At 67.0% G+C, this 10,870-nt stretch carries 12 protein-coding genes and 1 pseudogene; 6 read left to right on the top strand and 7 right to left on the bottom strand.

The genetic code is table 11. The features are described from left to right. Together VFH65_RS14690 and VFH65_RS14685 are read left to right on the top strand one after the other, a co-directional pair. A pseudogene (locus VFH65_RS14690) lies at positions 1-291 on the top strand (C4-dicarboxylate ABC transporter); the annotation flags it as partial. A gap of 14 nt (positions 292-305) precedes the next feature. After that, entirely contained in the window at positions 306-1,340 is a 1,035-nt protein-coding gene (locus VFH65_RS14685) for a class I mannose-6-phosphate isomerase (protein WP_353322418.1), read from the top strand. Here the strand turns inward: VFH65_RS14685 and VFH65_RS14680 are convergent. Further along, positions 1,324-1,737, bottom strand: a complete 414-nt coding sequence (locus tag VFH65_RS14680) for a VOC family protein (protein ID WP_353322417.1) — start codon at positions 1,735-1,737, stop codon at positions 1,324-1,326. The two genes, VFH65_RS14685 and VFH65_RS14680, sit on opposite strands and share 17 nt — an antisense overlap. A gap of 94 nt (positions 1,738-1,831) precedes the next feature. Here VFH65_RS14680 and VFH65_RS14675 point away from each other — a divergent pair, with 94 nt between their 5' ends. Next, positions 1,832-2,263, top strand: a complete 432-nt coding sequence (locus VFH65_RS14675; protein ID WP_353322416.1) for a DoxX family protein — start codon at positions 1,832-1,834, stop codon at positions 2,261-2,263. Positions 2,264-2,268: 5 nt separating this feature from the next. Here the strand turns inward: VFH65_RS14675 and VFH65_RS14670 are convergent, their stop codons facing one another. Beyond that, positions 2,269-3,540, bottom strand: coding sequence for a DUF4032 domain-containing protein (locus tag VFH65_RS14670; RefSeq protein WP_353322415.1), 1,272 nt, complete (start codon positions 3,538-3,540; stop codon positions 2,269-2,271). Between the two features lie 49 nt (positions 3,541-3,589). Between VFH65_RS14670 and VFH65_RS14665 the strand changes: the two genes are divergently transcribed. Beyond that, the gene (locus VFH65_RS14665) at positions 3,590-4,465 is read left to right on the top strand and encodes an LLM class flavin-dependent oxidoreductase (RefSeq protein ID WP_353322419.1); all 876 of its coding nucleotides are present in this window, start codon (positions 3,590-3,592) and stop codon (positions 4,463-4,465) included. Between the two features lie 342 nt (positions 4,466-4,807). Here the strand turns inward: VFH65_RS14665 and VFH65_RS14660 are convergent, their stop codons facing one another. Next, positions 4,808-5,248 carry a hypothetical protein gene (locus tag VFH65_RS14660; protein WP_353322414.1) on the bottom strand — a complete coding sequence of 147 codons (441 nt, stop codon included), beginning with the start codon at positions 5,246-5,248 and terminating at the stop codon, positions 4,808-4,810. 47 nt (positions 5,249-5,295) lie between these two features. On the opposite strand from VFH65_RS14660, the gene VFH65_RS14655 reads away from it, so the two are divergent. Beyond that, complete coding sequence (locus VFH65_RS14655) at positions 5,296-5,973, top strand: DUF899 domain-containing protein (protein ID WP_353322413.1); 678 nt, start codon at positions 5,296-5,298, stop codon at positions 5,971-5,973. Here the strand turns inward: VFH65_RS14655 and eda are convergent. The 4 genes from eda to manD are packed head-to-tail and all read right to left on the bottom strand — an operon-like array spanning position 5,967 to position 10,169. Continuing rightward, positions 5,967-6,605 carry a bifunctional 4-hydroxy-2-oxoglutarate aldolase/2-dehydro-3-deoxy-phosphogluconate aldolase gene (gene eda, locus VFH65_RS14650; RefSeq protein WP_353322412.1) on the bottom strand — a complete coding sequence of 213 codons (639 nt, stop codon included), beginning with the start codon at positions 6,603-6,605 and terminating at the stop codon, positions 5,967-5,969. The two genes, VFH65_RS14655 and eda, sit on opposite strands and share 7 nt — an antisense overlap. After that, a complete protein-coding gene (locus VFH65_RS14645) occupies positions 6,602-8,044 on the bottom strand; it encodes a mannitol dehydrogenase family protein (RefSeq protein WP_353322411.1) in 1,443 nt (480 codons plus the stop codon). The genes eda and VFH65_RS14645 overlap by 4 nt, the downstream gene beginning before the upstream one ends. Beyond that, on the bottom strand, positions 8,041-8,964 hold the full coding sequence (locus tag VFH65_RS14640; protein ID WP_353322410.1) for a PfkB family carbohydrate kinase: 924 nt from the start codon (positions 8,962-8,964) through the stop codon (positions 8,041-8,043). Before VFH65_RS14640 ends, VFH65_RS14645 begins: the two co-directional genes overlap by 4 nt. Beyond that, positions 8,961-10,169, bottom strand: a complete 1,209-nt coding sequence (gene manD, locus VFH65_RS14635) for a D-mannonate dehydratase ManD (RefSeq protein WP_353322409.1) — start codon at positions 10,167-10,169, stop codon at positions 8,961-8,963. The genes VFH65_RS14640 and manD overlap by 4 nt, the downstream gene beginning before the upstream one ends. A gap of 65 nt (positions 10,170-10,234) precedes the next feature. Here manD and VFH65_RS14630 point away from each other — a divergent pair. Continuing rightward, positions 10,235-10,870: GntR family transcriptional regulator (locus VFH65_RS14630; RefSeq protein ID WP_353322408.1), on the top strand; the 636-nt coding region annotated here is incomplete at its 3' end.

Raw genomic sequence — 10,870 nt, 5'->3', positions numbered from 1 at the left:
ACGGTGCGGACCCTGCGGCGCGGGATGCCTTTTGCGCTGACGTGGTGGAGTCTGACGTTCCCGGTCGGCACCTTCGTCACCGGTACCACGCAGCTGGCGGTGCACACCGGACTGCCGGCCTTTCGTGTTGCGGCCGCCATCGCCTACGTCGGATTGCTCGGCACGTGGTGTCTTGTCGCGGTCAGGACTTTCCGCGGCGGGCTGCGCGGCCACTTGTTCGTGCCGCCGCCCGCGGGTCCCGTCAAGGCGCATAAGGATCCTCCGGCCAGCTCTGCGATTTCGGCGCCATGAGTAGCGTGTTCGGCGTGCAGCCACAACTCCTGCCTCCCAACGTCATACCGCACTGGTACGCGGGCGGGCCGGCGCTGGCCGCCTGGCGCGGCCTGCCACCGGTGGGTGAGCGCTCGCCAGAGGAGTGGGTGGGCGCGACCGTGGCGCGCTTCGGCGAGCCGAACCTCGGGCCCGCTCGGTTGGCCGACGGCACGTTGCTGCGTGACGCAGTCCGCGCCGATCCCCTCAGCTGGCTCGGCCGCGACGACGGAGAACCGGGGGACACCGGTGTGCTGGTCAAGCTTCTGGATGCCGGGCAGCGGCTGCCCGTGCACGTGCATCCCACCCGGGAGTACGCCTCGCGGCACCTCGGATGCGCCTACGGCAAGACCGAGGCGTGGTACGTCCTCGAAGCCGACAACGACGCCGCGGTGTGGGTCGGCTGGCGCGAGCAGGTGGACCGAGCCCGTCTCACGCGGCTGGTCGAGGCGCAGGATGCGGAGGCCATGCTGGCACTCATGCACCGGATCCCGGTGCGGCCGGGCGACAGCGTCCTCGTGCCCGGCGGCACCCCGCATGCGATCGGGGCGGGCATCTTGCTCGTGGAGGCACAGGAGCCCACCGATCAATCAATACTGTTGGAGCGCATCAACACGACGGCCTCCGACGAGGAAGTCTTCCTCGGCCTTGCCCGGGACGTGGCGCTGTCGGTCGTGGAGACGGCGGCGATCACCGACATATCCGTGCTGACCCGGCACACCGGGGCCCACGTTGCCGGCCTGGTGCCGGTGCTGGCCCCACAGGCCGAGCCGTATTTCCGGATGGAATTGCTGACGCCGGGCGCCGACGTGGCTGCCGGGTTCGCCGTCGCCGTCGTGCTGTCTGGGGCCGGAGCGCTGACCGCGACGCACAGCGAGCCCGTCCACGTCGAAGGCGGCCACACCCTCGTCGTCCCCGCGGCCTGCGGTGACTGGCACGTCGACGGCGACGCCCGGCTGCTCGTCTGCCGGTCGGGCACCACCTGGCCACCACAGCGCACGCCAAGTACCACGTCTACTTCGGTCCGGTGAGCTCAAGCGCGATGTTGTCCGGGTCGCGGAATTCGAGGATGTACGAAATGCCGATGTCCTTGACGGGTTCGTGCGGGACGCCAAGATTGTCGAGATGCTGTGCAGCTGCGTCTAATTCATCTTTCGTCGCCACGGCGAACGCGATGTGGTCAAGGCCGCAACGGTCTTCGTTGAAGCTGTCGCTTGCGACGGGACGCAGCCCGATCAGGCCGTTGCCGACACGGTAGATCACGCCACCGAACAAGAAGCCGAGCGCTTCGCGGGTCGCGTCGTCGGCGTCCTCGGGATGCTCCAACAGGACCGGCCAGCCGAAGACGCTGTCGTAGAACTGTCGAGAGCGGGCGATATCGGTGACGGTGAGCCGGACGTGCGCAATAGCGGTGGTCGTGATGGACATGCGCTTCATCGTGCCAAAAGCCTCTGCGATGAGTTTTCGGACGCACCCCGGTCTGTCTTGGCATCACCATCACCACGTCAGCAAGGAGCACCTCATGAGCGTTATCGCCACCGACACCGTCAACCCGACCGCGGCACACCGTCCGGCGAAGTCGCGGACACGCACCACTGGAATCGTCATCAGCGCGTTGGTCTTCGCGTTCCTGGCCTTCGACGCGGCGGGCAAGCTCGCCGGCGCGCCGCAAGTCGAGGAGGGCACACACGATCTTGGATTCCCGGCGGGACAAGCGCTGATCATGGGCATCGTGCTGGCCGCCTGCGTGGTGGTGTACGCGATCCCGCGCACGGCAGTGCTTGGCGCGCTTGGCATTACCGCTTATCTCGGTGGAGCTGTCACCGCCAATATGCGCGTGGAGTCGCCGTTGTTCTCCCACACGTTGTTCGCGGTGTACCTCGGCGTGCTGATGTGGGTTGGCCTGGCCATGCGGCGCCCCGAACTGCTGAAGGTCGTCGGGATCCGTCGATAACTAGGTCACGGTTCGTCGGGATCGATCACGGACATCGGCGCGGTCGGAACCTCGGCCACAGCCATCTTCGCCGCGGAGTCGGTGGGGATGACGTCGCGCGAGAGCGCCGCAAGGGCCCGGTCGGTCCCGACGTCGTGTCCGGCGCGTTCGCTGAGCAGCCAGCGGACCTCCAGCAGATCGCAGTAGGCCTGGATGGGCGTGCCGGTACCCCCGGCCGCGGCGTGTGCGCGGTGCATCTCCGGCGTCGCGACCTCCATCACCCACAGCCGGGCGGCGGTCGATTCGTCGACGTCGTGGCCGGCCTCCCGGTACAGCTGTGCCTGGTAGGTGTGCAGGTCGCCGAGCAGGATGCTGGCCTGTCCCTCTCCGACGTCCAGTCCGGTCAGGTCCCGCAGGCGTTGAGCGTGGTAGCGGCGGTCACCGACGGCGACATGCAGCTGAAGCTGGTCGAGTGCTGAGGCGACCGGACGCAGGGCGATCTCGTCGACCGCGAACCCGAGCTCGTTGAGCCGGCGGATGGTGCCCTCGACGCGGTATCGGTCAGCGAGCGCGAACACCGGCTCGGCGTGCAGGATCTCCCAGAGCTGGTCGTAGCGCGCTCGAATGCCCTGGGCTTCGTCGATCAACGTGTCTTCCAGCTCGCCGCGGTTCAGCTGCTCGGCCACATCGACCATTCCGGCGGCGACGTTCTCGACAAGGATCTCCATGTCGTACTCGCGTTGGCCGTCGGACAGCGTCGGATGCACCTCGCTGGTTTCGGCATCGACCAGCGAGGCCTGCAGGATCTGTCCGTCACGCGAGAACAGCGTGTTGGCCAGGGAGCAGTCGCCCCAGAACACGCCGTGGCGGTGCAGCTCGACCATCAGATTGGCCATCGCGTCGAACAGCCGCCCCCGGTGTTTGGGCTGATCGGGCGGCAGCCGCTTGAACAGGCGCCGGTACTGCCACGAGCCATCGAGGTAGCGGGTCAGCAGCAGCGACGTATCGAATTCAGGCTGGGACACCAGCCCGGCCGCGCGAACCGCGGGCAAGCCCATGTCTTCGAGTCGCCGCAACACCGCGTATTCCTTGTCGGAGATGCGGGGCGGCATGTCCTTGACCGCCCACAGTGCACCGTCGGCTTCCACGAACTTGACCAGATGGCGGCTCGGGCCCACGGCGATGTCGCGCAGCGGAACGTCGGGCACCGTCCACTCCGACAGCGGCAGATCCCACGGCAGGGCGAGCAGCTCGGGCGTCGGCGACCGCAGTCGCAGCTCGGGAACGCGCGTTGCCATGCCGTTCATGGTGCCAGGGCGTGCCAGAATCGCCGTCGTGCAAATAGGAATGACGATGCCGGTGATGGAGCCGGACCTCGACGCGGCCACGCTCAAGGCGTGGGCTCGTGTCATCGATGACGGTCCGTTTTCCTCGCTGTGCTGGGGGGAGCGGATCGCGTTCGACAATCCCGAGGCCCTGACGCTGCTGGGTGCGCTGGCGGCGTGGACCGACCGGGTGCGGTTGGTGACGACGGTGGTGGTGCCGCAGCTGCATGACCCGGTGATGCTGGCCAAGCAGCTGGCAACCGGCGACGTGCTCAGCGGCGGCCGCCTGACAGTCGGCATCGGTGTGGGCGGACGGCACGAGGACTATCAGGCGGTCGGCGCCGATCCGGGGACGCAGAAGATGCGTGTCTTGGCTGAACGCGTCGCGGTGATGAAGCGGGTTTGGTCCGGGGAGAAGGTCACCCCGTCGGTCGTACCGGTCGGGCCACCGCCGGTACAGACCGGTGGTCCGGCGCTGCTGGTCGGCACGATGGGTCCGAAGACGGTGCGCAGCGCCGCGGGGTGGGCCGACGGGTTGGCGGGCACGACGCTGGATTTGGATGCGGCTGCGCAGAATTCGCTGTTCGATGTGGCGCGGTCGTCGTGGGCCTCGGAGGGAAAGAGCAAGCCGCACTTGGCCACGTCGTTCTGGTTCGCGGTGGGCGAGGATGCGCGGGAGCAGGTGCATCGGCATCTGTTGCGGTACATGAACTGGATTCCTCGCGAGTACGTCGACGCGATGGCGCCGACCACGGGGTGGGCGGGCAGCGACGAGGAATTGCTCGAGGTGCTGGGCAGGTTCGCAGACATTGGGACCGATGAAGTGCACCTGATCCCGACGAGCTCGGACATCGATCAGGTGCGGCGGGTCGCCGAGGTGGTACAGGACTTCGCGTGAATGACATTGCGCGGCACGGACGTTAGCGCGCTCCGGTTGGTCGGAACTTTTGCGTGCACGTGCCTTCCGGCATGTGCTTTTTGCCCGCCTCCGCGCGACAACTGAGCGACAACCTGCGGCCGTCATGCGGTTTCGCGCCAAAGTCGCTATGAGCAGCTGCCAAGGGAGCTGACGCTCCGCGGTGGAGGATGAAAATTGCGCCGAGAGTAGGGAATATGACGGATCTGGCGCGCATTCCGTCATATTCCCTACTCTCGCGATGCCATGACTCCGCACAGGCCCTCGGGCCAGCGCATTTGACCCATTTCCGAGGGAGGTGGACAAGAGGGGCCCAATCCCGGCCTAACCCAGCCCGTCGTACACCTTCTTGTAGTACGACGACAGGTACCGCGGACCGATGAAGCGCATCATCGTCACCGCGGCGAGACCTGCGAGGTTCTTCGAAGTCTGCTCCCAGATCCCGTGCACAGCGCTGCCGCCATCGGGACTCGGCGTCGCCGACAGGGTCATGAATCCGCCCGTTTCGAGCGCGTCGGCGTCGACGATCGTGAGCGTCACCGAGTTCGGCTCTGACCAGTCGTAGTGCCACTTGGCCCACAGCTTCGGAAAGTCCTGCCCTTCACGGATGTCCGCCTCGGTCTCGCCGACGGAATACACCTCGAACGCGTCGACCGAGGACGCCGGCCAGCGATGCGGGCGGTTGGGGGAGAAGTCGGTCATCAGCTCGATGACCTGATCGGGAGTTGCCGTTGTCACGAAGTCGAATTCGAACTTGGTGTGCACGGGCAGAACGTATCAGCGGTGTCACCCCTGCGTGGCAAGCTGCTGTCATGACTACGACCGCCACACCGATGCCGCCAATCGTGTCGCGTTCCGAATGGGAGAAGGCACGCGCCGAACTTCTGGTCAAGGAAAAAGAGCTGATGCGGTTGAAGGACGCGGTCAGCGCCGCGCGGCGACGGCTGCCGATGGTGGAGATCACCGAGTCCTACACGTTCGACGGCGAGGACGGCCCGGCATCTCTGCTCGACCTGTTCGAGGGTCGCAGGCAGCTCATCGTCCAGCACTTCATGTTCGGCCCCGACTGGGAGGAGGGCTGTGACGGCTGTTCGCTGATGGCCGATCACATCGGGCCGCTTTCGCATCTGCACGCGAAAGACACGTCGTTCGTGCTCGTTTCGCGTGCTGCGCTACCCAAGCTGCTGGCGTTCCGCGAACGGATGGGCTGGAAACTACCGTGGGTGTCGGCGGCGGGGTCGACGTTCAACGACGACTTCCACGCGACGGTCGATGGCGAGGAGATCCATTCGGTCAGCGTGTTCCTGCGCGACGGCAACCGCATCTTTCACACCTGGCAGACGTTCAACCGCGGCGAGGAGCCGTTCATGGTGGTGTTCGATCTGCTGGACCTGACGCCGTACGGGCGGCAGGAGACCTGGGAGGACTCGCCGCAGGGTTGGCCGCAGCAACCGCCGTATGAGTGGATGCGGCTGGCCGACTCCTACTGACGCAACGCGCTCGCGTCGGCCGCAAACGCTGTGATGGCGTCCCAGTCCTGTGCCGCGACGAGCTCGCTTGGCGTGAGCCAGGTTCCGCCGACGCATGCGACGTTGGGCAACGAAAGGAACTCACCAGCCGCAGCGCGGTCGATCCCGCCGGTGGGGCAGAAGGTGGCCTCGGGCAGCGGACCCGCAAGCGCCCGAAGCGCCTTGACGCCACCGGCCGGCACTGCGGGGAAGAACTTCATCTCGGTGATGCCGGCCTCGAGCAAGGCCATTGCTTCGCTCGCAGTCGCCGCGCCGGGCAGAATCGGCACGGCCCGATCCAGCAGCGCCGCCAGCAGCCGTGGCGTGCACCCCGGCGACACCAGGAATGCGGCACCCGCGCTTACCGCGTCACCCGCTTGCTCGGGCCGGACGATGGTCCCCGCACCGACGGCCATGTCCGGCACCTGCTCGGCCACCGACCGGATCGCCTCGAGTGCATCGGCGGTACGCAGTGTGATCTCCATGGTGTCCACACCACCGGCCAGCAGCGCACGCGCCAAGGGGGCGGCATCCGCAGCGCGGTCGATGACCACCACCGGGATGACTGGGCCACGGCGCATCAAATCGATTGCCGTCTTGGGTGATTCGGTCACGCGCGCACCTCCGCGAGTAGCGCGGCAGCACCGTGGCGGTACAGGTCATCGGCTATGCTGACGACGCGGTCGGTGAAGTCGGTGTTGTCCGCCGTATCGCCGGTGACGGATGAATCCGTGACCAGCCGTCGCACCGCCTCCGCCACGGGGAGACCCGCAGTCATAGCGCGGAGTTCGTCGGCGCGCGGATCCGCAAGGTCGATCGAGTGGCCCGCGGCATCGATTGGGTCGACGACATGCAGTGCCCATCCCGCGACACCCAGCGCCGCCCATCGCGCGGATGTGCCCTGTGCGGCCCGGCTGGACTCGGTGCTCAGTAGTCGAGGCCCGATCTTCTGAGAGCCGTCGGCCGCGATCTGGATGGTGGTGTGCGGCAACGCCGGATTGGCGAAGCGGGCCAACACCGACTCGCCGTAGGCTGCGACGTCGATCCCGGATGGCACATCGAGTGACGGCTCGACGTCCTCGGCGAACAGTCGCCGGCACACGTCGACGAGCATCTGGTCGTCGACGGCCTCCGCGACGGACCGATACCCGAGCCGCAGCCCAAGGTAGGCCAGCGTCGAGTGCGCGGCGTTGAGGACGCGCAGCTTGAGCTGCTCCCACGGCGCGGCGTCCTCGACCAGTAGCGCCCCGACCGCCGACCATGCCGGAACCGGGCCCGCGAAACGGTTTTCGATGACCCATTGCCGGAATGGTTCGCACATCACCGGCGCGTCGTCGCGCACCCCGATGCTCTCGTGCAGCTGTGCGATGTCGTTGTCGGTGGTGACGGGAACGATCCTGTCCACCACCGTCGACGGGAACGTCGCGCCGCCGACGGAAAGACCGGCGGTGTCGGCGAATTCGTGGACGAGTCGTTCCAGCGACCGGCCGTTGTCGGGCAGGTTGTCGCACGAGATCACGGTCAGTGGGCCCGCCCCTGCGGCAGCACGTCGAGCGATCGCGTGGGCCAGCACGCCAGGCACTGTCCGCGGCGTGTGTCCTTCGAGATCTGCGATTACAGAAGGGTCGTCGCGGCGCAGCTGACCTGTAACAGGGTCGCGGCGGTAACCCTTCTCGGTGACGGTCAGGGTCACCACATGCACCCCGGGATCGCTGATGCGGTCAACGACGGCGTCAGGATCCGCTGAAGCGTCGTGTACTTCGCGCAGGGCGCCGACGATGCGCGGCGGTGCGGCACCGACGCCGCGCTCGACGACGGTGTACAAGCCGTCCTGTGGCGCCAGGCGAGCGGCGGCAGCACCGCTGCGCTGTGTGAACGCCGCTATTCCCCAGTGGTTTTCGCCGGTCTGGCGGATCGCGTCTTCGGTATAGACCGCCTGATGGGCCCGGTGGAAGGCTCCCAGTCCGAGGTGCACCTGGCCGATGGTGAGGCTACGCGGATCGGGTTGCGGCGCAGACGCGGTGCCGTAGCTGTCGAGCTTCAGTGTGGTCACGCGAAGACCTCCGCATGGACACGGACGGTCTCCAGCGGCTCGATTCCACCGCTGCCGCCGATTCCGCCGACCGCCAACGACGCGGCCGCGGCACCGATCCGGACGGCTGTGGTCAGGTCATCGCCGAGGGCGAGTCGTGCGGTGACGGTGCCGGCGAAGACATCTCCTGCACCGGTCTGATCGACCACCTTCGGCGCCGGGAATGCGGGTTGCCAGTGCACGGTTTCGGCGTCGACGTGGACACCGGTGGCGCCGCAGGTCACTGCGACGGCTGCGGCGCCACCGGCTCGCAATTTGGCGGCGGCGTCCGCCGCATCGGAAACGCCAAGGAGACTTGCACATTCGTGCGGGGCCGAGGGAGTGACGAGCGCGCAGTACGGCGCGATCTCGGATAGCAGAGCCCCGGCGTCGGAGGCCGTGGTCAGGCGTGGCCGGAAGTTCGGGTCGTAAACGAAGCGCTTCGACCGGCGTGCGGCCTCCAGCACTGTGGCGCGCGCCGTCGTCGACAAGGTCGCGGTGATCCCGCTGACCAGCACGCCGCCGGCATTCTCGAGCGTGTCCGCCGGCAGATCCGTCGGCTCCAACCGCGAACCGGCCGAACCCCGTCGCGCATAACAGAACTGACGCTCGCCGTGCGGATCCGAATGCTGGACGTAGATGCCCTGAAAGCTGTCGTCGCGCTTGATGTACCCGGTATGCGCGCCGAGGCCCGCCAGGCGGTCGATGACTGCTGTGCCGAGTTCGTCGTCGGCTACTCGGGCGACGACGGCTACCCGAGCACCGGCGGCCACCGCCGCCGCGGCCGTGTTGACCACGTCACCGGAGACGCCGAACCCGCAGTCGACACCGTGCGCGATCGGTCCGCGGGTACTGATCTCGATCAGCGGCTCGCCGAGCAGGACGACGTCGAAGGTGCTCACCAGTCGTGCACCGATCCGTCGGTCCGGCGGTTCACCGGAAGGGATTTCGGGTCGTACGGGAAGCGTTTGGCGGCCTCCTCGTCGACGTCGACACCGAGTCCGGGCGCATCGCCGGGGTGCATCAGGCCGTTGTGGAACGTCCAGTTCGTGCGGAATACCTCATGCGCCGGCTCGACATGACCCATGTACTCCTGGATGCCGAAGTTCGGCACCGACATGTCGATGTGCAGCGCGGCGGCCAGCGACACCGGCGACAGGTCGCCAGCGCCGTGGGAACCCGTTCGCACACCGTACAATTCGGCCAGCGAGAAGATCTTTCGCAGATGCGAGATGCCGCCTGAATGCGATACCGAGGTGCGGATGTAGTCGATCAGTCGCTCGGTGATCAGGTGCTGGCAGTCCCATATCGTGTTGAACACTTCGCCGACCGCCAGCGGTGTGGTGGTGTGCTGGCGGATCAACCGGAACGCCTCCTGATCCTCGGCGGGCGTGGCGTCCTCCATCCAGAACAGCCGGTGCTCTTCGAGATCCTTGCCGAGCCGGCCCGCCTCGATCGGGCTGAGCCGGTGATGCACATCGTGCAGCAGATGCACGTCGAACCCGAACCGTTCCCGAACGGCGCCCAGCATCTGCGGTGCAAAGCGTAGATACGGGCCGGTCTCCCAGCTCTCCTCCGCTGGCAGATGCGCGGACGCCGGTTCATACAACGAGGAGCCGGGGTGGACGCCGTAGACCTTGTCCATTCCAGGAACTGCGCACTGGGCTCGCACCGCCCGGTAGCCGCGGTCGAGGTATTCGGCGAAGTCGTCGAGCATCTCGTCGACGCTGGCGCCGCTGGCGTGGCCGTAGACCATGACCCCGTTGCGCGCGGCACCGCCCAGCAGCTGGTACACGGGCAGGCCTGCTGCCTTGCCTTTGATGTCCCACAGTGCGACGTCGACGGCGGCGATCGCGGTCATGGTGACCGGGCCGCGGCGCCAGTACGCGCCCTTGTACAGGTACTGCCAGGTGTCCTCGATTTGGTGCGCGTCGCGGCCGATCAGCTGCGGGCACACGTGGTCGCTGAGGTAGGAGGCGACCGCCAGCTCGCGACCGTTGAGCGTGGCATCCCCCCAGCCGACCAACCCGTCGTCGGTGGTGATTTTCAGGGTGACGTAATTACGCCCAGGTGCCGTGATGAGCACATCCGCGCCGACGATCTTCATGCTTACATACAAGCTCTACCGAGCAATGTCTGTCAACAGCCGAGGTATTCCAATAAACTGTCGCCATGACGACGCCGCCACAGGGTTCGAACCGGGAACGCGTGTATGCCGAGCTGCGGCGACGCATCGTGACCCTAGACCTGGCGCCGGGCACTTCCTTGTCGGAGAACGAACTGGCCGCTCAGCTCTCGGTCAGCAGGACTCCGGTTCGCGAGAGCCTGATTCTGCTCGCCGACGAGGGGCTGGTGCAGATCTTTCCCAAGCTCGGTTCCTTCGTGGCCAGGATCGATCCCGAGCGGGTGGCTGACGCGCAGTTTGTGCGCGAGGCGATAGAACTCGCCAACATCCCGACGGCGGTCGAGCAGGCCGACGGCGCCGCGATCACCGAGCTGCGTGAACTGATCGCCGTCCAGCGCGAAACCACCGACGTGAACACCTTCTTCGAGCTCGACGAGCAGTTCCACCGGATGCTGCTGGCGGCCGGTGGCCACGGAAATGCCTGGCGCACGGTGGTGGCGGCCAAGGCTCATCTGGATCGGGCCCGGCGCCTGGGCATGATGGGCGAGAGTTCGATCCAGGCGTTGACCGATGAGCACGAGGCCGTGGTCGACGCGGTGGACGCCCGCGACAGCGACAAAGCCGCCAACGCGCTGCGCAGCCACCTGCGCAAGGTCTTCACCGACATCGGGAAGATCCGCGAG

The organism is Mycobacterium sp., assembly GCF_035697385.1.
Taxonomy (GTDB): Bacteria; Actinomycetota; Actinomycetes; order Mycobacteriales; family Mycobacteriaceae; genus Mycobacterium.
Note: the sequence above shows the minus strand (reverse complement) of the source record. Positions and strands in the feature narration are given on the sequence as shown.